This window comes from Pseudomonas sp. HP_01, assembly GCF_055284355.1.
In genome coordinates this window covers 1-23,521 of the sequence record NZ_JBTOPV010000013.1, presented here as the reverse complement: position 1 = coordinate 23,521, position 23,521 = coordinate 1, and the positions used below count along the sequence as shown (strand labels likewise).

20 protein-coding genes are annotated in these 23,521 nt (G+C 61.7%); 10 read left to right on the top strand and 10 right to left on the bottom strand.

Annotation, left to right across the window (positions count from 1 at the left end):
• The first annotated feature begins 88 nt into the window (after nucleotides 1-88).
• Both ACYAR8_RS10235 and ACYAR8_RS10230 read left to right on the top strand, forming a co-directional pair.
• Nucleotides 89-772, top strand: a complete 684-nt coding sequence (locus ACYAR8_RS10235) for a response regulator transcription factor (RefSeq protein WP_062387311.1) — start codon at nucleotides 89-91, stop codon at nucleotides 770-772.
• On the top strand, nucleotides 750-2,141 hold the full coding sequence (locus ACYAR8_RS10230) for a sensor histidine kinase (RefSeq protein ID WP_074893184.1): 1,392 nt from the start codon (nucleotides 750-752) through the stop codon (nucleotides 2,139-2,141). Before ACYAR8_RS10235 ends, ACYAR8_RS10230 begins: the two co-directional genes overlap by 23 nt.
• 92 nt (nucleotides 2,142-2,233) lie before the next feature.
• On the opposite strand, the gene ACYAR8_RS10225 is transcribed toward ACYAR8_RS10230, so the two are convergent.
• From ACYAR8_RS10225 to katG, 3 genes are all read right to left on the bottom strand, one after another.
• Complete coding sequence (locus tag ACYAR8_RS10225; protein ID WP_463579793.1) at nucleotides 2,234-2,392, bottom strand: hypothetical protein; 159 nt, start codon at nucleotides 2,390-2,392, stop codon at nucleotides 2,234-2,236.
• Nucleotides 2,392-3,108: a zeta toxin family protein gene (locus ACYAR8_RS10220; RefSeq protein ID WP_463579792.1), complete on the bottom strand. Its 717-nt coding sequence runs from the start codon at nucleotides 3,106-3,108 to the stop codon at nucleotides 2,392-2,394. Before ACYAR8_RS10220 ends, ACYAR8_RS10225 begins: the two co-directional genes overlap by 1 nt.
• 501 nt (nucleotides 3,109-3,609) lie before the next feature.
• Nucleotides 3,610-5,880 carry a catalase/peroxidase HPI gene (gene katG, locus ACYAR8_RS10215; protein ID WP_463579791.1) on the bottom strand — a complete coding sequence of 757 codons (2,271 nt, stop codon included), beginning with the start codon at nucleotides 5,878-5,880 and terminating at the stop codon, nucleotides 3,610-3,612.
• A 266-nt stretch (nucleotides 5,881-6,146) separates the two neighbouring features.
• Here katG and ACYAR8_RS10210 point away from each other — a divergent pair, with 266 nt between their 5' ends.
• Entirely contained in the window at nucleotides 6,147-6,608 is a 462-nt protein-coding gene (locus tag ACYAR8_RS10210) for an Hsp20 family protein (protein WP_463579790.1), read from the top strand.
• 41 nt (nucleotides 6,609-6,649) lie between these two features.
• Here ACYAR8_RS10210 and ACYAR8_RS10205 read toward each other — a convergent pair whose 3' ends face one another.
• From ACYAR8_RS10205 to ACYAR8_RS10195, 3 genes are read right to left on the bottom strand one after another with little or no spacing between them, the layout of a single operon-like run.
• Nucleotides 6,650-7,504: an amidohydrolase family protein gene (locus ACYAR8_RS10205; RefSeq protein WP_463579789.1), complete on the bottom strand. Its 855-nt coding sequence runs from the start codon at nucleotides 7,502-7,504 to the stop codon at nucleotides 6,650-6,652.
• 55 nt (nucleotides 7,505-7,559) lie between these two features.
• Nucleotides 7,560-8,981: an MFS transporter gene (locus ACYAR8_RS10200; RefSeq protein ID WP_463579788.1), complete on the bottom strand. Its 1,422-nt coding sequence runs from the start codon at nucleotides 8,979-8,981 to the stop codon at nucleotides 7,560-7,562.
• Nucleotides 8,944-9,675, bottom strand: a complete 732-nt coding sequence (locus ACYAR8_RS10195) for a GntR family transcriptional regulator (RefSeq protein WP_074893321.1) — start codon at nucleotides 9,673-9,675, stop codon at nucleotides 8,944-8,946. Before ACYAR8_RS10195 ends, ACYAR8_RS10200 begins: the two co-directional genes overlap by 38 nt.
• A gap of 1,340 nt (nucleotides 9,676-11,015) precedes the next feature.
• Between ACYAR8_RS10195 and ACYAR8_RS10190 the strand changes: the two genes are divergently transcribed.
• Complete coding sequence (locus ACYAR8_RS10190; RefSeq protein WP_463579787.1) at nucleotides 11,016-11,450, top strand: GNAT family N-acetyltransferase; 435 nt, start codon at nucleotides 11,016-11,018, stop codon at nucleotides 11,448-11,450.
• Between the two features lie 17 nt (nucleotides 11,451-11,467).
• Here the strand turns inward: ACYAR8_RS10190 and ACYAR8_RS10185 are convergent, their stop codons facing one another.
• On the bottom strand, nucleotides 11,468-12,355 hold the full coding sequence (locus ACYAR8_RS10185) for a DMT family transporter (protein ID WP_108119622.1): 888 nt from the start codon (nucleotides 12,353-12,355) through the stop codon (nucleotides 11,468-11,470).
• A 551-nt stretch (nucleotides 12,356-12,906) separates the two neighbouring features.
• On the opposite strand from ACYAR8_RS10185, the gene ACYAR8_RS10180 reads away from it, so the two are divergent.
• Nucleotides 12,907-14,619, top strand: a complete 1,713-nt coding sequence (locus ACYAR8_RS10180; protein ID WP_463579786.1) for an amidase — start codon at nucleotides 12,907-12,909, stop codon at nucleotides 14,617-14,619.
• Between the two features lie 72 nt (nucleotides 14,620-14,691).
• Nucleotides 14,692-15,531: a glutathione-dependent disulfide-bond oxidoreductase gene (gene yghU, locus ACYAR8_RS10175; protein ID WP_463579785.1), complete on the top strand. Its 840-nt coding sequence runs from the start codon at nucleotides 14,692-14,694 to the stop codon at nucleotides 15,529-15,531.
• Nucleotides 15,532-15,985: 454 nt separating this feature from the next.
• Here yghU and ACYAR8_RS10170 read toward each other — a convergent pair whose 3' ends face one another.
• Nucleotides 15,986-16,852, bottom strand: a complete 867-nt coding sequence (locus tag ACYAR8_RS10170; protein WP_463579784.1) for an aldo/keto reductase family oxidoreductase — start codon at nucleotides 16,850-16,852, stop codon at nucleotides 15,986-15,988.
• Between the two features lie 100 nt (nucleotides 16,853-16,952).
• Here ACYAR8_RS10170 and ACYAR8_RS10165 point away from each other — a divergent pair, with 100 nt between their 5' ends.
• Nucleotides 16,953-17,876, top strand: coding sequence for a LysR family transcriptional regulator (locus ACYAR8_RS10165; protein WP_463579783.1), 924 nt, complete (start codon nucleotides 16,953-16,955; stop codon nucleotides 17,874-17,876).
• A gap of 135 nt (nucleotides 17,877-18,011) precedes the next feature.
• On the opposite strand, the gene ACYAR8_RS10160 is transcribed toward ACYAR8_RS10165, so the two are convergent.
• Complete coding sequence (locus ACYAR8_RS10160) at nucleotides 18,012-18,284, bottom strand: DUF2790 domain-containing protein (protein ID WP_074893338.1); 273 nt, start codon at nucleotides 18,282-18,284, stop codon at nucleotides 18,012-18,014.
• A 517-nt stretch (nucleotides 18,285-18,801) separates the two neighbouring features.
• Between ACYAR8_RS10160 and ACYAR8_RS10155 the strand changes: the two genes are divergently transcribed.
• From ACYAR8_RS10155 to ACYAR8_RS10145, 3 genes are read left to right on the top strand one after another with little or no spacing between them, the layout of a single operon-like run.
• Nucleotides 18,802-19,254 (top strand): (2Fe-2S)-binding protein, encoded by a 453-nt coding sequence (locus ACYAR8_RS10155; protein WP_065988623.1) that lies wholly within the window; start codon nucleotides 18,802-18,804, stop codon nucleotides 19,252-19,254.
• A gap of 11 nt (nucleotides 19,255-19,265) precedes the next feature.
• The gene (locus tag ACYAR8_RS10150) at nucleotides 19,266-21,458 is read left to right on the top strand and encodes a xanthine dehydrogenase family protein molybdopterin-binding subunit (protein ID WP_463579782.1); all 2,193 of its coding nucleotides are present in this window, start codon (nucleotides 19,266-19,268) and stop codon (nucleotides 21,456-21,458) included.
• A 10-nt stretch (nucleotides 21,459-21,468) separates the two neighbouring features.
• Nucleotides 21,469-22,686 (top strand): cytochrome c, encoded by a 1,218-nt coding sequence (locus ACYAR8_RS10145; protein WP_074893343.1) that lies wholly within the window; start codon nucleotides 21,469-21,471, stop codon nucleotides 22,684-22,686.
• A gap of 62 nt (nucleotides 22,687-22,748) precedes the next feature.
• On the opposite strand, the gene ACYAR8_RS10140 is transcribed toward ACYAR8_RS10145, so the two are convergent.
• Nucleotides 22,749-23,144: an ester cyclase gene (locus ACYAR8_RS10140; protein ID WP_463579781.1), complete on the bottom strand. Its 396-nt coding sequence runs from the start codon at nucleotides 23,142-23,144 to the stop codon at nucleotides 22,749-22,751.
• Nucleotides 23,145-23,521: the final 377 nt, after the last annotated feature.

The following is a 23,521-nucleotide window of genomic DNA, read 5'->3' as shown; positions in this document are numbered from 1 at the left end:
TGCCCTTCTTAAATTATTTTTAAGAAATCCCGACTACGTTTAAAGGCAAAATGCAGTCTCCTGTCCTCTTACGTGGTCCTGACCTCACATGACGCGAATTCTGACAATCGAAGACGATGCCGTCACCGCGAAGGAAATCGTTGCCGAACTGAGCAGCCACGGCCTGCAAGTGGACTGGGTGGACAACGGTCGCGAGGGCCTAGTCCGCGCGGTCAGCGGCGATTACGACCTGATCACCCTCGACCGCATGCTGCCGGAAGTTGACGGCCTGGCGATTGTCACCACCATGCGCGCCCTGGGCATTGCCACCCCGATCCTGATGATCAGCGCGTTGTCGGACGTCGACGAACGCGTGCGCGGGCTGCGTGCCGGCGGGGACGACTACCTGTCGAAACCCTTCGCCTCCGACGAAATGGCCGCGCGGGTGGAAGTCCTGCTGCGCCGCAGCAATCCGGGGACCCAGGCCGAGACCATGCTCAAGGTCGCCGACCTCGAACTCAATCTGATCACCCGCGAAGCCAGCCGCGCCGGGCAGCCGCTGAACCTGCTGCCGACCGAATACAAGCTGCTGGAATTCCTGATGCGCAACAGCGGGCAGATCATCACCCGCATGATGATTTTCGAAGAAGTCTGGGGTTATCACTTCGATCCCGGCACCAACCTGATCGACGTCCACATCGGTCGCTTGCGCAAGAAAATCGATCCCCCTACCCTGACGCCGCTGATACGTACCGTTCGAGGCTCAGGTTATGTCATTGCCGAACCCGTCTAAGGGCTGGCGCTCCTCCAGCAGCCGGCTGCTGGCGCTGTACAGTTTCCTGTTTGTGGCCTGGAGCAGCATCCTGATGGGGGTGCTGTACTGGGAAGTCACCAGTTACCTCAACACCCTCGCCCGTCACTCGTTGATGCAGCGCCAGCAGTTGTTCTCGCGCTTTGAAGGCGCGCAGCTGGACGACGCGTTGCGCAGCAGCGACAAATTCGACATACGCTCGGTCGACGCATACGGCCTGTTCGACAAGAACATGCAACCCATCAGCGGCCCGATCCAGAGCATTCCCGACGGCCTCAAGCTGACCGGGGAAATCCAGGAACTGGACACCTGCATCGATTCCGACGACCCGGACCTGCCCAGCTCGGGCTGCGACGCCGTGGCGATCCATACGCTGGATGATCGCTGGCTGATTCTGGTGCGCGATAACGGTTCGTTGTTCGCCGTGACCACGCTGATCCTGCGCGCGCTGCTGTGGGGGATTTCGCTGACCATCATTCCGGGTATCGCCGGCTGGCACTTGCTGGGGCGCCGCCCGCTGCGACGCATCCGCGCGATCCAGGCCAGCGCCGAAGCGATCGTCACCGGAGACCTGGCCCGCCGCCTGCCGGTGTCGGACCGCCGCGACGAACTGGACATGCTCGCCGACATCGTCAACGCCATGCTCGACCGCATCGAGCGCCTGATGAATGAGGTCAAGGGTGTCTGCGACAACATCGCCCACGACCTGCGCACGCCACTTACGCGCCTGCGTGCGCAGCTTTATCGAATCCAGCAACAGTCACCGGAAGATTCTGCCCTGGGCGAGCAGATGGCCCAGGTGATCGCCGACGCCGACACGCTGATGGCGCGCTTTCGCGGATTGCTGCGGATCTCCGAACTGGAAGATCACCAGCGGCGCTCGGCGTTCGGCCCGCTCGATCCGCAGCCGCTGTTGCAGGAATTGCACGATTTCTACCTGCCGCTGGCCGAAGAAGGCCGCGTTTCGTTGCAACTGAAAGTCGCCGAGCGCCTGCCGCCGATGGTGGGTGATCGGGCCTTGCTGTTCGAGGCGCTGTCGAACCTGCTAAGCAACTCGATCAAATTCACCCCGCCGGGCGGGCAGGTCCTGCTCATCGCCCGCGCCGAAGGTGACACCACCTTCATCGAAGTACAGGACACCGGCCCCGGCATCCCCGACGCCGAACGCGAGGCCGTGTTCAAGCGTTTCTACCGAAGCGAAAACGGCAATCAGCAAAGCGGCTTCGGCCTGGGATTGTCCATCGTCGCCGCGATCGTCAACCTGCACGGCTTCAAACTGCGCATCGGCAGCAGCCCTTCAGGCGGCGCGAGCCTGGTGCTGGAATGCAGGCGGGTGCTGGCGTTGGGGTGAGGCGTTGAGCTGCAAGCTGCAAGCTGCAAGCTGCAAGCTGCAAGCTAAGACGACAAAGCCGCCTCAAGGGCGGCTTCGTCTATGGAGGGGCGTTACATTTTCCGGGATTGCTCGATGATCTTTTCCTGCCGCGCCCAGGCTTTCTCCATGACCTCCAGATAAACCCGCTCCTTCTCCTCGAAGGTGGCGTTGCGGACGAAATCGGAAAATGGCGTCGACTTCACCGTTTTGAGTTTTTGTGGACCAGTCATTATTCGTACCTCCTGGAATTTAGCCTGCGCTCAAGCGATGCCCGATCATAGATTTCGGGTATGTGAGTGTCAATTTGCTGGATGTTCTGCCGGTAAGCCTTGGTAGAGCCGTCATGATTCTTGATAAAAATATCGACGGTCACTGCATGGCCGAACTCGTATTTCAAACGATTCACCATTTCCCGGGCGGCAAAGTATTGGTCCACGAAGCCGTGCATCGGGATATTCCGGCCCTCCACTTTTTCTCGCGCCTGAACAAACTCCCAGGCTCTCTCGGGATTTTGATAAACGTAGAGCACTAACACAAAACGACCCCGCTTGAGCGAGCGCCGGATGTTGAGTGAAACCGTATCGAAATTTGATGCGGTGCCGTCCAGCAGAAATGATTGCTGCAGCCGCAACGCCTCGTCGTGAACGGCAGACACCAATACAGAAACCGCTCGTTGAAAAAGCGAAGAATTACTACCCGTGTACCCGGGCAATTCGGCGCGATAGGTATCCGGATCGATGCGCAGCACACTACCGCCGAATCGAGTGAGAAACTCCAGAGATGCCTCAGTTTTACCGGCCCCAGGTGAGCCCGCCATAAACACCGATACGGGCGAATCCTCTGAGAGGTAAACCAAAGGATCCGTCAGCCTCTTTGCTATCTCCTTCCTGTTCGCCTTGGCAAAGGCCACAGCCTCTTCTGAAATTCGTCGATCATCCGTATTCACAGCCACATCCATCCTTTTTATGAAGTCACGACAATCCAGCGCCGCGCAGTATTCGCGAGGGTTTGGACTACGCCTATCCGACGTCACAAAACGAAACAGGATGCGCTGGTGAGCATTCACAGCTCCGCATCAGCGGATGCGATGCCTTGCCGAACAACGGTTACCGGTTACCTCGCGCATCCGTAGGAGCCGGCTTGCTGGCAAACCAGCGTTAGCCGCCACCCTCAACGTGACTGACACGCCGCGTTCGCCAGCAAGCCGGTTCCTACAGTGGATTTCGGCAGAGCCCAAAATCAGAGTCGAACCGCAGGGGTGTAGGAGCGCGCTTGCCCGCGAATTGCGGTGTGTCAGGCGAGTACGATGTTGAGTCTGCCGACGTCTTCGCGGGCAAGCGCGCTCCTACAGTGGATTTCGGCAGCGCCCAATATCCGTGGAGAAAAAACAACGCCTCCACAAGGGAGGCGTTGGTTATGACGCGCTGAAGGCTAAAGACGCCTGACCTCAGGCAAGATCAAAGCGGTCCAGCTCCATCACTTTGGTCCACGCGGCGACGAAGTCCTCGACGAACTTCTGCTGACCATCCGCACTGGCGTACACCTCAGCGACGGCACGCAATTGAGCGTGCGAGCTGAACACCAGGTCGACCCGGGTCCCTGTCCATTTGAGTTTGCCGGTAGTGCGATCACGGGCTTCAAACAGCTCATTGCCGCCCGACACGCCCTTCCACTCCACGCCCATGTCCAACAGATTCTTGAAGAAGTCATTGGTGAGAACACCTGGCTTCTGGGTCAGGACGCCGTGCTGACTGTGCCCGACATTGATGTCCAGCACGCGCAGCCCGCCGACCAGGACGGTCATCTGCGGAGCCGTCAGGGTCAGCAGTTGGGCTTTATCGACCAGCAGCTTCTCCGCCGAGACGCGGTAGCGACCCTTGAGGTAGTTACGGAAACCATCGGCGATGGGCTCCAGAAAGCCGAACGACTCGACGTCGGTCTGCTCTTGGGAAGCATCTGCGCGGCCCGGGGTGAACGGCACTGTGACGTGATGACCGGCATCTTTCGCCGCCTGTTCGATCCCCGCGCTGCCGCCGAGGACGATCAAGTCAGCCAGCGAGATCTGCTTGCCGCCAGACTGGGCACCGTTGAATTCACTGCGAACACGCTCCAGCGTTTGCAGCACGCTAGCCAGATTGGCCGGGTGGTTGACCGCCCAGTCTTTCTGTGGGGCCAGACGCAGACGGCCGCCGTTGGCACCGCCGCGCTTGTCGGAGCCACGGAAAGTGGACGCCGCTGCCCAAGCCGTGGAGACCAGTTGCGAAACCGACAGCCCTGAGGCAAGGACTTTTGCCTTAAGCGCAGTCACATCGTTGTCGTCCACCAGCGGGTGGTTGACCTCGGGAATCGGGTCCTGCCAGAGCAGTTCTTCAGCAGGCATTTCCGGACCAAGGTAACGAGCCAGCGGCCCCATGTCACGGTGGGTCAACTTGAACCAGGCGCGGGCGAACGCATCCGCCAACTGGTCAGGGTTTTCCAGGAAGCGACGGGAGATCAGCTCGTAGGCAGGGTCCACGCGCAGGGCCAGGTCGGACGTCAGCATGCGCGGTTCCTGGCGCTTGGCCGGATCATGGGCATGAGGAATCTTGCCCGCGCCCGCGCCATTTTTCGGCCTCCACTGATGAGCTCCTGCAGGACTCTTGGTCAACTCCCACTCGAAGCCAAACAGGTTTTCCAGGTATTCGTTGCTCCACCGGGTCGGGGTCGACGTCCAGGTCACTTCCAGGCCACTGGTGATGGTGTCGCCGGCCTTGCCGGAGCCGAAACTGTTACGCCAGCCCAGACCTTGCTCTTCAAGGCCCGCTGCTTCCGGCTCTGCGCCTACGTTGTCAGCAGGTCCGGCACCGTGGGTCTTGCCGAAGGCGTGGCCGCCTGCGATGAGGGCCACGGTTTCTTCGTCATTCATGGCCATGCGGCCGAAGGTCTCGCGGATGTCTCGAGCGGATGCCGCAGGATCAGGCACGCCTTCCGGGCCTTCAGGGTTCACGTAGATCAAGCCCATCTGCACGGCGGCCAGCGGGTTTTCGAGATTGCGCTCACCGTTGGCGGTGCGGGTCTCCTCTTCGCTGTGGTGCTCGGGCTCTGCAACCAGCGTGCCCTCGCCCGGCTGTTGCATGTCTTTGTGCGCGCCGTAGCGGTCTTCACCGCCGAGCCAGGTGGTTTCGGCGCCCCAGTACACGTCCTCGTCCGGTTCCCAGACATCGGCGCGTCCACCAGAGAAGCCAAAGGTTTTGAAGCCCATGGACTCCAGCGCCACGTTGCCGGTGAGCACGATCAGGTCGGCCCAGGAAATCTTGCTGCCGTATTTTTGCTTCACCGGCCAGATCAGGCGGCGCGCCTTGTCGAGGTTGACGTTGTCCGGCCAGCTGTTGAGCGGCGCGAAACGCTGCTGACCGGCGCCTGCGCCGCCACGGCCGTCACCGGTGCGATAGGTCCCGGCGCTGTGCCAGGCCATGCGGACGAACAGTGGACCGTAATGCCCGAAGTCGGCAGGCCACCAGTCCTGGGATTGTGTCATGACCTCAAGCAGGTCGCGTTTGACGGCGGCAAAATCGAGGCTTTTGAATTCGTTGGCGTAATCGAAGCCCTCGCTCATCGGGTCAGACAACGAGGAGTGCTGATGAAGAATCTTGAGATTCAGCTGGTTCGGCCACCAGTCGCGGTTTGTCGTCCCGCCTCCAGCTGCGTGGTTGAACGGGCATTTCGATTCTGTCGACATGGTCTAATCACCTTCTTGTTTACTTTTTACGTATTCGGCCATCAACGAGACAGCCCAGGCTAGCACCCGCACAAGATTAGCCGACTCTGACCTGCCGTCTAATAGGCAAATGTTTGGGCGACGATAGAGTGATTGTGTTAGCGGAGTATTTAACGGAGGTGCTTGTATTTTCTGGCGCTTGAGCCTAACTCTGAATACAGAATCAAGTGCAGAGCCGGCGTCGACCGGCGTCTTGATCACCGTGGCAATCTCCAGGAGATTCAGGCATGGCCACCACCGCTTCACTGGCCCCGTTGTTCCGGCAATCAGTGGGCTTTGATCGCTTCAACGATTTTTTTGAATCTGCCCTGCACAGCGAGATAAACGCCAGCGGCCCCCCTCATAACGTCGAACGATACGGCACCGATCATTACCGGATCGTGATCGCCACGGCAGGACTCACCGCCGCTGACCTTGACCTGACCCTGGAAAGAAACGTGCTCACTGTTTGCGGGGGTGAGGCGCACACCGACGGCGGCGTGACGTACCTGCATCAGGGCATCGCCCACGGCCCGTTCCGCCTGGTTTTTCATCTGGCCGATCACATCGAGGTACAGGGCGCGACCTTCAAGAACGGCTTGCTGATCGTCTTCCTGCTGCGCGTCGAACCCCAAGGAGCCAAGGCCCGGCGGATCAGTATTCACAGCCCGCGGGACGATCCCGACCGGCCGTACATCAGCCGGCCTTGAGCGAGATGACCAACCGATAGATTCACCGGATCAGGCCTTGATCAGGTGGCGGTCAGCGCGAAATCAAACAGTACCTGGGGCGCCTCGATCAGCAGGGAATGCATCAATTGCGCGGTGCAGCCCAGCGCCTGCAGCTGTTCGACCACAGAACCATAGCTGACACTGCGTTCATGCTGGGTATGGGGCCAGTCACTGCCCCAGACCAGCCGCTGCTGACCGAACGTATCGACCAGCAGCGGCATGGCGGCGCGAGCGAAATCGAGATTCTCTTGCGCGTTGCCCTCCAGACGGTAAATCCCCGACACCTTCATCCACAGTTGCCCGCTGCGGCCCAGCTCCAGCATCTGCCGAAACCCCGGTTGATCGAAGCCCAATCGGGCATCGGGGCGACCCAAGTGATCGATCACGATCTTCATCCCGAACGGCATCAGCCCGGCCAGCAGCGCCGGCAGGTCCGCGACTTGGCGGTGCACTTCAACGTGCCAGTCGAGGGCGGCGATGTGCCCGAAAAACACCCGCCACTGTGGCTCGGAGAAGTCCGGCAGCGCCTTGCCCATCAGGTTCAGACGCACGCCGACGACGCCCAGCCGATCCATCTCTTCCAGCGCGGCACGGCTGATGTCGCGCTCGACCACCACCACGCCGCGCAGTTGATCCGGCGCCTGTTGAAGGGCGTCGAGCAAGTAGCGGTTATCCGTGCCGAGAAAGCTCGGCTGCACCAGCACGCCGTGGCTCAGGCCGTGCTGATGAAGTTGATGTCGGTACATCGCCAGCGTGGCGTCGTAGTCAGGTGAATAGCGTCGTGCCGATGTCAGGTCCAGCTCTCTGCTGAAGACGTGTGCGTGACCGTCGATGCCAAGGATCGACGCGGGAGAGGTGGAAAAGAGGTCGGACATGGATCTCATCTGTCAAAAGAGGCGCAACGCAAAGGGCGCCGCGCGGAATCAAAAATCAGGCGCTGGCTGCTTCGCTGCGTGGGTCTGCGGAGGCGCCGGCAGTCGGGATCGCTTCCAGGCTGCGACCGCGGGTTTCCGGCAGGCACAAGGCGGCAATCACAGCAACGCCATAGGCGATCCCGGCGTCGATGCCGATGGCCGAACCCAGCGACATCGATTCGCTCATGTGGCCCACCAGAAACGGGAACACGGAGGACAGCACGCGGCCGAAGTTGTAGCAGAAGCCCACCCCTGCCCCGCGCACGTCAGCCGGGTACAGCTCGTTGAACAGCGCGCCGAGGCTGGCCGGGATGCCGGCGGCAAAGAAGCCCAGCGGGAAACCCAGGAACAGCATCTGCGTGTTGGTCAGCGGCAGGAACACGTAGCACTGCACAGTGATGACGCAGCACAGGGCGAACAGCACGATGTTCATGCGTCGGCCAATGCGGTCGATCAGAAAGCCGCTGGCGATGCAGCCGCACCAGAACGCGACGATGATCACCGCCAGGTAGCCCCCAGAGTTGAGGACCGACAGGTTGCGTTCGGTTTTCAGGAACGTCGGCAGCCAGGTCATCACCGCGTGATAACCGCCGTGGGCGCCGAGGCCGAGCAATCCGCCCAACAGCGTCACGCGGATCAGTTCCGGGCGGAAGATGCCGGCCAATGACTTGAAAAAGCTCTGGGGGATGGCGTTGTCTTTTTGCAAGCGCTGGAAGCTGTCCGGCTCCTCGACGTTGCGGCGCACCCAGATGATCAGCAGCGACGGCAGCAGTCCGACCAGAAACATCACTCGCCAGGCCATGTCCTGAGGCACAAAAGAATAGATCAGGGTAAACACCCCGACGGCCAGGCCCCAGCCCACTGCCCAGGCGCTCTGTACGGTGCCCATGACCTTGCCGCGGTATGTCGGGTTGATGGTTTCGGCCATCAACACGGCGCCTGCCGCCCACTCGCCGCCGATGCCGAAGCCCTGCAGCGCCTTGACGATCAGCAGCGAACTGAAGCCGGTGACGAACGCCGACAGAAAGGTGAAGAACGAGAACCAGAGGATCATCCACTGCAGCGTGCGCACCCGGCCGTAGCGGTCCGACAGCGTGCCGCCCACCCAGCCACCCAGCGCCGAGGTGATCAGCGTCACGCCACTGATCAGGCCGGCGTCGCCCTTGCTCAAGGCAAACGCGGCGATCAGCGCCGGAATCGCCAGGCCGAACATCTGAACTTCGAGGGCGTCCAGCGACCATCCGCCGAAGCAGGCCCAGAACGTCTTGCGCTCCCGAGGAGTGACTTGGCGATACCAGTTGAACATGGTTTTTGTCCTTATGAGGGTGATGCGGCAGATGTTCTCGGGCCCGTTCTGCGTGACGGGCTCGGGTGCAGCTGTTGGCGCTCGACGGCGCGGCTCAGCGGATGTCGACGCTGTAGCGGAAGTGGCTGGCATGGCCGCGGGAACGGCGCCATTCCAGCGGTTGTCCGGCGTAGTTGCGCGCCAACCGCTCGATCACCACCACCGGGCTGTTGACCGGCACTTGCAGCAGCCGCGCGTGGGTCTCGTTGATGGCTTCAGCGGTCAGGGTCTCTTCGGCGTAGGCCACGACCTGGCCGCACTGCTCTTCGTAAATGGGATAGAGCAGCGGGCCCTGGCGGCTGAGGTCGATTTCCAGCAGTGTCTGAAATTGCACTTGGGGCAGCCAGATTTCTTCGGCGAGGACGGGCTGAGCGTCGAGCAAACGCAGGCGGATCAGGCGAATCACTTGCGCGTCCAGCGGCAGACCGAGGGCGTGGGAAACGGCCGATGGCGCGGTGACGGCTTCGATGGAGAGGATGCGGCTCTCCGGCACCTGGCGTTCGCCGGAGGCGCTTTGAAAACGGAAGAAGCGGAACAGCGAGGACTGGAACTGTGGCCGGCGAATGAAGGTGCCGCGGCCCTGTTGGCGTTCCAGGATGTTTTCGTTGACCAGCATGTCGATGGCTTTGCGCACCGTGCCAGTGGACAGGCAGTACTCGCTGGACAGCGCGGCTTCGGTGGGAATGGCCTCACCCGGCCGCCAGCGGTTGTTGGCGATCTGTTCGGCGAGCTGGTCGCGCAGGCGTTGGTAGAGCGGCAAGCGGACATCACTGGAGAGTCGGTTCATGGAGGTGCTTCGCTGTTGTAGTTATTTAGTCATCTATATGAATCTGCGCCGAGTATTGTCCCGTTACAAATGGCCGTCAAGGGAGGGGATGGGGGTTGGCGGATGAATGGCGACTGGGGGTTTGGGGTTTGGGGTTTGGGGTTTGGGGTTTGGGGTTTCACGTTTTTCAGGGGAACGCGGAAACGGCAGAGTTGTGTCTGCCGTCAGGGGGCGGGGAGCGCGGGGGTGATCAGGTCGGGGAGATTGTGGCGAGCGCGCCGATCATGAGTGTCAGGGCGAGAAAGCCGAACAGGAAGATTGCGAGCTTGGCCATGGGTTTCTCCTACACAGGTATGAAGTACTGGGGATTCGAGCCGGATGATGGCGACCGGTCGGCTTGATCGGTCTGCCGGGAGTGAAGTGATTTTGAGGGTTGCCGCTGTTTCAGTACAGATTCAGCTAAGGCTTATAAATACGGATCAGATGAGTCGCGGCAGTTGTTTAGGTCAAGAGCATCTGCCTAACGGCAGACGTTTCGCCTTCGGCGAGTTACTTGGAAAAGCACCCCAAGTAACCAAGGGTGCTTGCTCCTGGCTAGGTTCCTCCTGCGTCGGAATTCCCTCACTCCGACGACACTCCGTGGGCCCGCGCCGAACGGACATCCATGTCCTGACGGCGCTCTCGCGGCATCCATGCCGCTCGGCCCACTGCGCGTCGTCTGCGTTCGGCCTGCACCCAAGTCGCGATTGGCGGTGTCTGGACCTTCTGCGTATGAAGATCAAAAGCAGGTCAACAGCAGATCAACAGCTTCCCGGCTAAAGCCGGTCCTACGGTCGGGGGTGACCGCACTTTCACTCTGATCGTTCCCACGCTCCGCGTGGTAACGTCGCCCCGGACGCTCCGCGTCCCGCAGACGACGCGCATTCAGGCTGGGGTAGGTGACGCGGAGCGTCACAGGATGCATTCCCACGCAGAGCGTGGGAACGATCAAGGATCTCTGACACAACGCGCACATCGTAGGACCGGCTTTAGCCGGGAAGCCGTTGCCGTTGCCGTTGCCGTTGCTTTTGATCTTCATGCGCAAAAAGCCCAAACACCGCCAAACGCGACTTGGGTGCAGGCTGAACGCAGGTCTCGCGGAGTGGGCCGAGCGGCATGGATGCCGCGAGAGCCGCCCCCCGCCATGGATGGCGGATGGCGGCGGGCCCACGGAGCGAGACCGGAGTGAAGGAACCCCGACGCAGGAGGGGCCAAACCGGGAGCAGGCACTTTTGCTTACTTTTGGTGCTTTTCAAAAGTAACTCGCCGAAGGCGAAACAGTCTGCCCCCAGGCAGACGCTCTTGATCTAAGAAGGTGCCCCATGCCCACCATCCGCCCCATGACCCTGGACGATTACGACGCCATCACCCAACTGATGCGCGACACACCGGGCATTTCCTTGCGTGACGCAGATTCCCGGGAGTCCACCGAGCGGTATCTGTTGCGCAACCCCGGATTGAGCTTCGTCGCAGAGGAAGATTCGCGCATCTTCGGCTGTGTCATGTCGGGTCATGACGGTCGGCGCAGGTATTTGCAGCATTTGCTGGTGCTGCCTGAGTATCGGCGGCAAGGGATCGGGCAGGCATTGGTCGAGCGCTGCCTGGCCAGGCTTGAAGCGGAAGGCATTCACAAATGCCACATCGACGTGCTCAAGACCAACCCGGCCGCAGCAACCTATTGGGCGAATCAGGGCTGGCAACTGCGGGTCGATATCCACCGCTTTTCCTTCACCCGTCCTGGCAATGAGAACGCCTGACACCCCTTAATCCCGGATCAGAGCTGGCTCGCAGGCGCCACGGGTTGGCGTCTGGCGTAAACCATCAGGCCGCTGATGAAGACAAGCCCGATGCCAAACATCGAGGCACTGCCCGGGTAGTTGCCGAACAGCAGAATCCCGTAAGCCACCGCGAAGATGATCTGCAGGTAACCCAGCGGTGCGAGCACGGACGAGGACGCGTAGCGGTAGGATTTGGCCATCAGAAAATGCGCGCACAAACCCAGACCGCCGAGCACGAGCAGCAAGCCCAACTGGAGCCAATCGGGATCGGCCCAGTAGAACGGCACAATCGCGCTGAGGATAAGGGTGCAAAAAACGCCGACGTAGAAGCTGCACACCGACGGGCTGTCGGTCTCCCCCGCCAGTTGCGTGAGCAGTTGATACAGCGCAAAGAACAGCGCGGTCGCCAAGGGGAACAGCATCCACAGTGAAAAGGCATCGCTGGCCGGGTTGATGATCACCAGCACGCCGATGAAGCCAAGCACCACCGAGCCCCACTGCCAGCGATCCGCCTTGATGCCGAAGATCAGCGGCGACAGGATCGTGACGAATGCAGGCGCCAGGAAGACCACCGCCGTGGATTCGGCAATCGGCACGTGGGTCAGGCCAAACAGGAAAGACAGGCTGTCGGCGAGCAGGACCACCGCCCGCAGCAGGTGCAGCCAGGGCCGTCGGGTGTGGAAGACTTTTGCGCCGCCGTTGCGCAGCAGCACGGTGGTCACCAGCGTCGAGTGAACGAGGTAGCGCGCCCACGCGACGAAGATCACCGGCAGGGAATAGATCAGCGTCTTGGAAATCGCGTCATGACTGGCGAACATCAGCGCCACGCCCGCCATCAACCACATGCCGATGACTTGCCGGTGCGCGCCATGATGGGGAGTCATTGCAAGGCCTGCCACGAAAATGATGCGCAGGAGTTAACCACAGAAGTCGGCCCAGGCGCCCCGCGCAATTTGCCTTAAGAGCGCCGCCCACTTTATCCAGGGCAATAAAAAACCCGCCTGAGCGGGTTCTTTTCTATCAACACCATTCCAACATCCTGTCAGCAGCCGTCCCGGCAAATGGTGGATCATCCATGACCTAAGAAGCACATCCAGCGCCTCCGTTGATGGGTTTAAGATTGCGCTCGTCGAGGGTCTCTGTACAGGGCGACATTGCCTGACGTCGTGTAAGCCTTTCGCCATAGCACGTGTCCGGCGACCGCCAACTTCCTGAACGGTGCCGACATTGAGCCCCAGCGCAAGCCTCGCGACAAACACAGGGCGAAGGCATAATGTGCGTCACACGAATACGCCTGTCGACCTGAGCCGCGTTGCACACCCACGCCTTAGTTCGGCTTCAAACCAGCCCGGCCCTGCCGCGCAACGGGAAGCGATATGCCAACGTTTATTCTGACACCTTGCCCTCCACTCCCCGGCTCATGGTCGTTACAGTCATGATCGAAGTCACCGAAGTCTCGATCAAACATCTGCGCGCCGCACTTGAAGCCGGCCAGACCACCGCCGTCGAACTGGTCCAGGCCTACCTCGCCAGAATCGATGCCTATGACGGCACCAACACCGCTACCGCGCTCAATGCCGTGGTCGTGCGCAATCCAAAAGCACTTGAGGAAGCCCGGGCTTCCGATGAGCGTCGAGCGCGAGGCGAAACCCTCGGCCCCCTCGACGGCATTCCCTACACCGCCAAAGACAGTTATCTGGTCAAGGGGCTCACGGCCGCGTCGGGCAGCCCGGCGTTTGCCGAACTGGTCGCCCACCGCGACGCGTTCACCATCGAGCGGCTGCGTGGCGCCGGCGCGATCTGTCTGGGCAAAACCAACATGCCGCCGATGGCCAATGGCGGCATGCAACGTGGCGTGTATGGCCGCGCCGAAAGCCCCTACAACGCGGGCTTCCTGACGGCGCCGTTTGCGTCCGGTTCGTCCAATGGCGCCGGCACTGCAACGGCGGCGAGTTTCGCGGCGTTCGGCCTCGCCGAAGAAACCTGGTCGAGCGGCCGTGGCCCTGCATCGAATAACGGCCTGTGCGCCTACACGCCGTCGCGCGGGGTGATTTCGGTGCGCGGCAACTGGCCGCTGACGCCGACGATGGACGTGGTCGTGCCCTTCGCCCGGACCATGGCTGACCTGCTCGAAGTGCTGGACGTGGTGGTCGCCGAAGACCCCGACACCCGCGGCGACCTGTGGCGCTTGCAGCCGTGGGTGCCGATTCCCTCGGTCGACACCGTGCGCCCGGCGTCCTATGCCGAGCTTGCCGCCAGCCCGCAAACCCTGGCGGGCAAACGCTTCGGCGTGCCGCGCATGTACATCAATGCCGACCCGCAAGCCGGTACGTCGGAAGCACCGGGCATTGGCGGCCCTACCGGCCAGCGCATCATGACCCGCGCGTCTGTGATCGATCTGTGGGAACAGGCGCGCAAGGCACTCGAAGCCCAGGGCGCTGAAGTCATCGAGGTGGATTTCCCGCTGGTCTCCAACTGCGAGGGCGATCGCCCCGGCGCGCCGACGGTGTACAACCGCGGCATTGTCTCCAAGGAGTTTCTGCACCACGAACTGTGGGACCTCACCGCCTGGGCCTTCGATGACTTTCTACAAGCCAACGGCGACTCGAAACTGAATCGCCTGGCCGACGTCAACGGCCCGCTGATTTTCCCCCACGACCCCGGCACCCTGCCCAACCGCGAGGGCGATCTCGCCGCGGGCATGGACGAGTACGTGAAGATGGCCCAGCGCGGCATCACGCCGTGGGACCGGATCGACACCCTGGCGGACGGCTTGCGCGGGCTGGAACATACGCGCCGCATTGACCTCGAAGACTGGATGCAGAAGCTCGGGCTGGATGCGGTGCTGTTCCCGACCGTGGCCGACGTGGCCCCGGCTGATGCCGACGTCAATCCGGCCTCGGCGGATATCGCCTGGAGCAACGGCGTGTGGGTCGCCAACGGCAACCTCGCGATCCGTCACCTGGGCGTGCCCACCGTGACCGTGCCGATGGGCGTCATGGCCGACATTGGCATGCCCGTGGGCCTGACCTTCGCCGGCCGGGCTTACGACGATTCCGCCCTGCTGCGTTTCGCGTCGGCGTTCGAAGCCATCGGTAGCAAGCGCCAGATCCCGCCGCGCACGCCACCGCTGTCTTCTGCTCGATAAACATCGTTAAAGGGTCGGGGCCAGCGCGCCTCGATTCTTCCCGCTAAAACTGACCCTCAGGAGAAGTGTTCAATGAGCAAGGCACCTTACGTCCCGCCTACCGTGTGGAAGCACGAAGCGCCCTCCGGCGGCCAGTTCGCCAGCATCAACCGCCCGACGGCCGGGCCGACCCACGAAAAGCTCCTGCCGGTCGGCAAGCATCCGCTGCAGCTGTATTCACTGGCCACGCCCAACGGCGTCAAGGTGACGATCCTGCTGGAAGAGCTGCTCGCCCTCGGCCACAGCGGCGGCGAATACGACGCCTGGCTGATTCGTATTGGCGAGGGGGATCAGTTCGGCAGCGGCTTCGTCGACATCAACCCCAATTCGAAAATCCCGGCGCTGCTGGATCGCAGCGTTGAACCCAACATTCGCGTGTTCGAGTCCGGTTCGATACTGCTGTATCTGGCGGAGAAGTTTGGCGAGTTGCTGCCCAAGGACCTGGCCGGCCGCACCGAAACCCTGAACTGGCTGTTCTGGCAGATGGGCGCTGCGCCGTATCTGGGTGGGGGCTTCGGGCACTTTTATGTGTACGCACCGGAGAAGTTCGAATACGCGATCGACCGCTTCACCATGGAAGCCAAGCGTCAGCTGGACGTGCTGAATCGGCGCCTCAGCGAAAGCCCTTATCTGGCCGGCGACAGCTACACGATTGCGGACATCGCCGTGTGGTCGTGGTACGGGCAAGTGGTGCGCAACACCGTGTACGGCGCCGCCGAATTCCTCGCCGCCCACGAATACACCCACGTGCAACGCTGGGCCGAAAGCATTGCGCAACGCCCGGCAGTGATTCGAGGAATGCGGGTCAACAGGACCTGGGGCGATAAAGCCACCCAGGTACCGGAACGGCATGATGCGTCGGACCTCGATTGAAGCAACTCCAGGCGGTGAGTGAGGCTCTGACACACCGTCGATCCCTGTGGGACCGGCTTCAGCCGGGAAAGCGTCAGTGGCCACACTGAAAATCTGAGGGCGTTCACACCGGCCTCTTCCCGGCTAAAGCCGGTCCCACAAGGACACCGCATCCATCCAGATGCACCGCATATGCTGGATGTAGGACCGGCTTCAGCCGGGAAAGCGTCGGTCGTCACACTGCAAAACCGATGCTGTTCACTCCGGCCTCTTCCCGGCTAAAGCCGGTCCCACAAGGACACCGCATCCATCCAGATGCACCGCATATGCTGGATGTAGGACCGGCTTCGGCCGGGAAGGCGTCAGTGGCCACACTGCAAATCTGAGGGCGTTCACACCGGCCTCTTCCCGGCTAAAGCCGGTCCCACTGACAGCACGCATTCCTCTAGTGGGACCGGCTTCAGCCGGGAAGGCGTCAGGCGCCCTGCCCGTCGAGTTCGGCGAGCATCTCTTTTGGAATCACCAGCTCGGCGGCCGTGAGGTTCTCGTGCAGATGCGCCACCAAGGAGGTGCCCGGGATCAACAGCAGGTTGGGCGCACGCTGCAGCAGCCACGCCAGGGCCACGCACATCGGCGAGGTATCGAGGCGTGTGGCGACAGCCGACAGCGTCTGCGACTGCAAGGGCGTGAAGCCACCCAGCGGGAAGAACGGCACGTAGGCGATGCCCTGTTTGCCAAGCTCGGCGATAAGTTGCTCATCAGCGCGGTGTGCCAGGTTGTAGTGGTTCTGCACGCAGACCACCTCGGCAATGCTCTGCGCCTCGGCGACCTGCTTCGCGCTGACATTGCTCAGGCCAAGATGCTGAATCAGGCCCTGACGCTGCAACTCGGCCAACGCGCTGAACTGCTCGGCAATCGACGTCTCGTCCGGCGAATGCCCGGTGCCCCACGCCCTGAAATTCACCACGTGCAGCGCTTCGACGCCGAGATTGCGCAGATTGTCGTGCACCGCACTCACCAACTCCGCCGGGCTGTTGGCGGCATTCCATGAAGCGTCGGTGCCTCGCGATGCGCCCACCTTGGTGACAATCAACAGCTCGTCGGCATAAGGGTGCAGGGCCTCGCGGATCAGCCGGTTCGTCACATGGGGGCCGTAGAAGTCGGCAGTGTCGATATGGTTGACGCCGGCCGCCAGCGCTTCACGCAGCACCGCGATGGCGGCAACGTGGTCTTTCGGCGGTCCGTAAACACCCGGTCCGGCGAGTTGCATGGCGCCGTAGCCCATGCGGTTGACGGTGCGACCGCCGAATGAAAAGTGTCCTGCTTTGCTGGCCTGGCTCATGGGTGACGCCTCGTGATCAAGTGTGTGCAGCGACTATAGGCGTTGACCGATGCGCTGATAATCAGGTGCAATCGGCACGGGTTGTACGAGCGAGCGGACAATGGCAACAGACATTCAGGATTTGCTGGCCTTCGTGGCCGTCGTCAATGCAGGCGGCTTTCGTGAGGGGGCACGGCTGAGTGGCAAGTCGGCGTCGAGCCTCAGCGACGCCGTTCGACGCATGGAATCGCGCCTGGGCGTTCGCTTGCTCAATCGCACCACCCGCAGCGTCGTGCCGACGGAAGCCGGCGCGCGTCTGATGGAACGGATTGTCCCGGCCCTCGGCGAAGTCGAATCGGCACTGGACGTGGTCAATGATTTCCGCGACCGCCCTTCCGGCACGCTCAGGCTCAACGTACCGGTCAGCGCAGCCCGCTTGATATTGCCAGGGATCATCACGCCGTTCCTGCAAGCGCACCCGGACATCCGCATGGAAGTGGTCACAGAGGAAAGCTTCGTCGACATGCTCGCCGCCGGCTGCGACGCGGGCATCCGCTACGACGACCGCCTGGAACAGGACATGATCGCCGTGCCCATCGGCCCGCGCGTTCAGCGCTTCGCCACCGCTGCATCGCCCGAGTACCTCGACGCCCGGGGCCGGCCCGAGCATCCACGGGACCTGCTCAACCACAGTTGCCTGCGCGGCAAATTCCCCAGCGGCTCCGTGCCGCTTTGGGAATACGAGCGCGACGGCGAAGTGGTTCGTGTCGACCCGACCGGCCCATTGACCGTGCGAATTGGCGGCGCGGTCGACCTCGCCGTGCAAACCGCCATCGACGGCCTGGGCATCGTTTCATTGTTCGAAGACTGGTTGCGCCCCCATCTCGACAGTGGCTTGCTTGAGCCGGTGCTCGAACCCTGGTGGCCAAGTTTCAGCGGGCCCTTTCTGTATTACCCGGGGCGGCGCTACGTGCCATCACCGCTGAGAGCATTTCTGGAGTTCATCCATGGGCAGCATGCAAAGGGTAATCACGCCCTTAAATAAATAAGCTGCCGGCGTACGTTCAGGCTCAATGAAAGTGATATTCCCGCTAGATAATCACGCAAAAAAAAAAACGCTGCATCCAATGCAGCGTTTCTTTTATAGCGTTTGTGATTGAAGCCGCCAGGGCACTGGCGATCAACCATTTTGGCGACCGTAACCCATGATGGTGTAATCAAGGCTGTGAGTCACGCCAGCGTGGTCAACATAAACCATGGTGGATTGCACCGGACCATCAACTTTTTGTGGGTCTTGGGCATTTTTGATGCTGATCACTTTAGCCACGTCGATGCCTTTGTGACGGTTGTATTGTTCAACCTGAGTCAGGGGCTGCTGTTGGGTGGCCGGGCGTTCGCCGGCAGCGGCGAATACACTGACAAGGGACAGGGCAGCGAAGGTTAATACTTTCATGGTCAATCTCCAGAAGTTCATGAGTAGTGATTAAGCAAAGGGCTTGTCGTTTGCTTCTGGGGCCATTCTGTTCGTGATCGGCGCAGATAATAAATACTTACAATCGATACCACCCATCACTGTCATCGATGCGCGTATTCATTAGATCAAATCCCGTAATAGTCCTTTGCATATGCCGTTACCCCACAACTTTATGTGCCACTGATGAACGCTTTGCCAATACCCATTACAGTGCGGCAGATCCGGGCGCTGCACTTTCCCGGAGCGCGTCATGTTGTCGCGGGTCATTTAACAGCGCCTGGGAAATATTTTCCCCGCAATCAAACATTTCCAACGATGAACGTACTACCATTCATCCCGCTGACTCGTCCCGACCGAACCTGTCCGAGCAGACCTATATAAAGCGCTGGCCACTGGCACGGCGCTATTTTTTCAAACAAACCGAAGCCTTGATGCCGCCTCACGACCCTGCTCGTGACGCAGTGCGTCAACCGTGATGACCGTCTGAGGTTGTGTGATGCAGAAATTGATGATTAACGGCCAGGAGCACGACCTGGATGTCGCCGACGACATGCCATTGTTGTGGGTCCTGCGCGACGTGATGGGCCTGACCGGCACCAAGTACGGCTGCGGCATTGCCCAGTGCGGCGTGTGCACCGTGCACCTGGACGGCCAGGCCGTGCGTTCATGCGTACTGCCGGTCAGCGCCGTGGCGGGCCGCAAGGTCACGACCATCGAAGCCGTCGGCGAGCAGGCTGTGGGCCAGGCGGTACAGAAAGCCTGGCTGGACCATGAAGTCGTGCAATGCGGCTACTGCCAGCCGGGGCAAATCATGTCCGCCGTCGCGCTGTTGCAGGAACACCCCAAAGCCAACGACGAGCAGATCGTCAACGCCATGTCGGGCAACCTCTGCCGCTGCGCTACTTACACCCGCATTCGCGCCGCCATCAAAAGCGTCAGCCAGGCCTGAAGGAAGTCATCATGTCCGAATCACAATCATCTGCCGCGATGCTCTCGCGTCGCGGGCTGCTCAAAGGCAGCGCGCTGCTGGGCGGACTGGTCATCGGCACCTACCTGCCGGCGTCAGTCACCCGTAGCTTCGCCGCCGATCTGGTAAAGGGCGCGAGCCTGGGCGACAACGCCGAGCAGGGCTATGGCGCGTTCGTGCGCATTGATCACAGCGGCGCCGTCACGCTGATTTCGCCGAAGATCGAAATGGGCCAGGGCGTGCAGACCGGCATCGCCATGATGGTCGCCGAAGAGCTCGAAGTGCCGTTGAGTCAGATCACCATCACCGAGGCGCCGCCCAATGCAGCGCTGTACACCGACGCGCTGCTGAGCTTTCAGGCCACCGGCGGTTCCACCTCCACCCGCTACAGCTGGGAGCCCCTGCGCAAGGCCGGCGCCGGCGCGCGCATCGTGCTGGTTCAGGCCGCGGCGATGCGCTGGAAAGTCGCGCCGAGCCAGTGCCATGCCGAGAACGGTCGGGTCATCGGCCCGAACGGTCAGAGTGCCGGTTACGGCGAGCTGGTGGATGCCGCCGCGAAGTTGCCGCTGCCGACCGACATCCCGCTCAAGGCCGTCAGCGAATTCAAGCTGCTGGGCAAACCGGTCCAGCGCCTGGACACCCCGAACAAGGTCAACGGCACCGCGAAATTCACCATCGACCTGCAAGTGCCGGGGATGCTGATTGCCTCCACCCTCACCTGCCCGGTCCACGGCGGCAAACTACGCGGCGTGAAGAACGAAGACGCTGCACGCAATATCCCCGGCGTGCGCGATATCGTGCGGCTCGACAACGCGGTGGCGGTGACGGCGAGCAATTTCTGGTCCTGCCAGCAAGCGCTCAAGGCGCTGGCCATCGACTGGGACCTCGGCCCCCATGCCGGCCTGGATTCAGCGCAGCTGGACAAATCGCTGTTCGAGGCGAGCGCAGGCGACGGTGTGTTCGCACACCAATCCGGTGACATCGCCGGCGCGCTGAAAAACGCCTCCAGCCGCTTCGAAGCCATCTACGAACAACCCTTCCTGTCCCACTCACCACTGGAGCCGATGACCTGCGTCGCCCACGTGCGTGCTGACGCCTGCGAGTTGTGGGTGGGCTGCCAGGCGCCGGGGATGGCCCAGGCGGGCGCTGCCAAAGTCTGCGGCATGCCGGTGGAAAAAGTGGTGATCCACAACCAGTTGATCGGCGGTGGTTTCGGCCGTCGTCTGGAGTCTGACTACATCTTCCAGGCCGTGGACATCGCGCGCCAGTTGAGCTACCCGATCAAGCTGATCTGGAGCCGCGAAGAGGACATGACCCACGACCGTTATCGTCCGCACTACGTCGACCGGCTCAATGCGGCGCTGGACAAAGACCTGCGCCCGGTGGGCTGGGAGCATCGCATCGCCGGTGCTTCGGTGGTCGCCGCCTACATCGGCGCATTGCCGGCTGACGGCGTCGATGGCGATGCCGTCGAAGTGGCGAAGGACCCGATCTACACCCTGCCCAACTTAGAGGTGCGCTACATCCGTCACGACCCGGAAGTGATTCCGGTCTCATGGTGGCGTGGCGTCGGGCCGCTGCGCAGCACCTATGCCATCGAGTGTTTCATCGACGAGCTGGCGCACAACGCCAAGGTCGATCCGGTGAAATACCGCCTGGCGCTGATGCAGTCGCAACCCCGTGCCCAATCGGTGCTGACCAAGGCCGCGCAACTGGTGGAGTGGGACAAGCCGCTGCCAGCCGGTTCAGGCCGTGGCGTGGCCGTGACGGCGGTGTTCGGCAGCTTCGTCGCGACCATCGTCGAGCTAGAGAAGGAAGGCGAGAAAGGCCTGCGCATCAAACGGCTGGTGACGGTCATCGATTGCGGTTTCGCTACCAACCCGACCTCCGTGGCGTCGCAGATGGAAGGCGGCACGCTGTTCGGTCTGTCGGCTGCGCTGTTCAACGAAATCCTCGTCGAGAAGGGTCAAGTGCAACAGACCAACTTCCACGAGTATCGGCAGATCCGCATGAGCGATGCGCCACCGGTGGAGGTGCACATCGTCGAGAGCGTCGAGCCCCCTGGCGGTGTCGGTGAGACCGGTGCCGTGCCCGCTGCGGCCGCGCTGGTCAACGCGGTATACGCCGCAACCGGTGTGCGTGAGCGTCGTTTGCCGTTGAGCCGCTTTGGCTATTTCACTGTTTAAGGAGCGCGTCATGAACGTTTTCAACACTGCGCTCGGACTTGTGGCCGGTTTGCTGGCCAGCACCGTTTACGCGAGCGACACCCCGGCCATGAGCAAGGGCGAATACCTGACCCGTGCCGCTGATTGCGTGGCCTGCCACGTCGTGCCGGGCGGCAAGCCGTACGCCGGCGGGCTGGAATTCAAGTTGCCGTTCGGCAGCCTGTATTCGCCCAACATCACCCCGGACAAAGAGACCGGTATCGGCAACTGGACCGACGACGAGTTCGTCGACGCTCTGCAGAAGGGCGTGGGCAAGGACGGCAAGCATTACTATCCGGCCTTCCCTTACACCTCGTACACGCTGATGTCCCGGGAAGACATTCTGGCGATCAAGGGTTACCTTTTCAGCCTTGAGCCGGTGAAGCAGATGCCGCCCGAGAACAAGATTTCGTTCCCGTTCAATCAGCGCTGGGGAATGATGTTCTGGAACGCGATCTTCGCGTCCAACGAACGCTTCGTCCCGGACAGCAAGCAATCGGCTGAATGGAATCGCGGCGCGTACCTGGTGCAGGGCCCGGGCCACTGCGGCGAGTGCCACACGCCACGCAATATCTTCCAGGCGATGAGCACCGGTAACTCGCTGGCGGGTGCTGAACTGGGCAACTGGATGGCCTACAACATCAGCTCCGACGCGAAATACGGCATCGGCGCCTGGCCGGAAGACGCCATCGTCAGCTACCTGTCGAAGGGCTACGCGGCCGGTTTCGGCGGCGCGGGCGGTCCCATGGGTGACGCTGTCGAGCACAGCCTGCGCTATCTCGACCCGGCTGACCTGAAAGCCATCGCGGTGTACCTCAAGAGCACGCCGGCCAGAAGCGAAGGCATTCCTCGCCCGACCATGGCAGTGAATGACGCGGCGCTGCAAAAGGGTCTCGGTCAGAAGCTCTTCAACGACACCTGCGTGGCCTGTCACCAGATCGACGGCAGTGGCCGGCAATCACCGGCAGGCGGGTTGGCCGGTTTGAAAACCGTCAACGACCCCAAAGGCCGAAACGTGATGGCGACACTGCTGGAAGGTCACACGCCAACCGCAGCACGGGTCGACCAGCGCATGCCTGACTTCGCCCGCAGTTACAGCGACGCTGAACTGGCTGCGGTGAGCACCTTCGTGCTGCGTCGGTTCGGTCAGAGCAACGGTGAGGTCAAAGCCGAGGACGTTGCGAAAAACCGCGCCAGCGCGTTGCATTGATGCACCGGTGGCGCTGCTGACTCTTCCTCCGAGTCAGCCGCGCTGCCAGGCCGTTCGGCGGTTCAGGACTTCGGCACCTGCGCCGCCACTGCCGCCTTGTCGATCACTGACTCGACATTGATGATACGTCCCGCCTCAAACGTGTAGAACACGTTCTCGGTAAACCTCACCCTCCTCCCGTTGACCGGGATATCGAACAACTCGCCCACCGGCGTGCAATCGAACGTCAGCCGCGCGGCGATGTGCGGTGGTTCTGCGATCAGCAGATCGATGACGAAACGCAGGTCAGGGATGGCGCGAAAATCCCGCTCCAGCATTTTTCGGTAGCCCGCCAGGCCGACGCGCTCGCCGTTGTAACGCACGTCCTCGCCGACGAAGTCTCCCAAGGTTGCCCAGTCCTGGCGATTCAGGCAGGCGATGTAGCCGGTGTAGGCGTCTTTGAGTGCCTGGTTGTTCATCGTTTCTCCCGGGATGGGTGGTGACATGAATGTTAGTACCACTGGATGCCCGCGATGCTTTTAGTAGGACTGGCTTTAGCCGGGAAGAGGTCAGTATGAACACCGTCAAATTTGCAGTGTGACCGCTGACGCCTTCCCGGCTGAAGCCGGTCCCACTGGATGACTGCGGTGTGTCAGTTTCATCGGGACCACACCGATTCCGCTGGATGCACGCGATGCTGTTAGTAGGACTGGCTTTAGCCGGGAAGAGGTCAGTATGAACACCATCAAATTTGCAGTGTGACCGCTGACGCCTTCCCGGCTGAAGCCGGTCCCACTGGATGACTGCGGTGTGTCAGTTTCATCGGGACCACACCGATTCCGCTGGATGCACGCGA

Bases quoted from the DNA above. Each gene is read 5' to 3' on its own strand.
- ACYAR8_RS10235 (WP_062387311.1), top strand. From the start codon at position 89: ATGACGCGAATTCTGACAATCGAAGACGATGCCGTCACCGCGAAGGAA.
- ACYAR8_RS10230 (WP_074893184.1), top strand. From the start codon at position 750: ATGTCATTGCCGAACCCGTCTAAGGGCTGGCGCTCCTCCAGCAGCCGG.
- ACYAR8_RS10225 (WP_463579793.1), bottom strand. From the start codon at position 2,392: ATGACTGGTCCACAAAAACTCAAAACGGTGAAGTCGACGCCATTTTCC.
- katG (WP_463579791.1), bottom strand. From the start codon at position 5,880: ATGTCGACAGAATCGAAATGCCCGTTCAACCACGCAGCTGGAGGCGGG.
- ACYAR8_RS10210 (WP_463579790.1), top strand. From the start codon at position 6,147: ATGGCCACCACCGCTTCACTGGCCCCGTTGTTCCGGCAATCAGTGGGC.
- ACYAR8_RS10205 (WP_463579789.1), bottom strand. From the start codon at position 7,504: ATGTCCGACCTCTTTTCCACCTCTCCCGCGTCGATCCTTGGCATCGAC.
- ACYAR8_RS10200 (WP_463579788.1), bottom strand. From the start codon at position 8,981: ATGCCAGCCACTTCCGCTACAGCGTCGACATCCGCTGAGCCGCGCCGT.
- ACYAR8_RS10195 (WP_074893321.1), bottom strand. From the start codon at position 9,675: ATGAACCGACTCTCCAGTGATGTCCGCTTGCCGCTCTACCAACGCCTG.
- ACYAR8_RS10190 (WP_463579787.1), top strand. From the start codon at position 11,016: ATGCCCACCATCCGCCCCATGACCCTGGACGATTACGACGCCATCACC.
- ACYAR8_RS10185 (WP_108119622.1), bottom strand. From the start codon at position 12,355: ATGACTCCCCATCATGGCGCGCACCGGCAAGTCATCGGCATGTGGTTG.
- ACYAR8_RS10180 (WP_463579786.1), top strand. From the start codon at position 12,907: ATGATCGAAGTCACCGAAGTCTCGATCAAACATCTGCGCGCCGCACTT.
- yghU (WP_463579785.1), top strand. From the start codon at position 14,692: ATGAGCAAGGCACCTTACGTCCCGCCTACCGTGTGGAAGCACGAAGCG.
- ACYAR8_RS10170 (WP_463579784.1), bottom strand. From the start codon at position 16,852: ATGAGCCAGGCCAGCAAAGCAGGACACTTTTCATTCGGCGGTCGCACC.
- ACYAR8_RS10165 (WP_463579783.1), top strand. From the start codon at position 16,953: ATGGCAACAGACATTCAGGATTTGCTGGCCTTCGTGGCCGTCGTCAAT.
- ACYAR8_RS10160 (WP_074893338.1), bottom strand. From the start codon at position 18,284: ATGAAAGTATTAACCTTCGCTGCCCTGTCCCTTGTCAGTGTATTCGCC.
- ACYAR8_RS10155 (WP_065988623.1), top strand. From the start codon at position 18,802: ATGCAGAAATTGATGATTAACGGCCAGGAGCACGACCTGGATGTCGCC.
- ACYAR8_RS10150 (WP_463579782.1), top strand. From the start codon at position 19,266: ATGTCCGAATCACAATCATCTGCCGCGATGCTCTCGCGTCGCGGGCTG.
- ACYAR8_RS10145 (WP_074893343.1), top strand. From the start codon at position 21,469: ATGAACGTTTTCAACACTGCGCTCGGACTTGTGGCCGGTTTGCTGGCC.
- ACYAR8_RS10140 (WP_463579781.1), bottom strand. From the start codon at position 23,144: ATGAACAACCAGGCACTCAAAGACGCCTACACCGGCTACATCGCCTGC.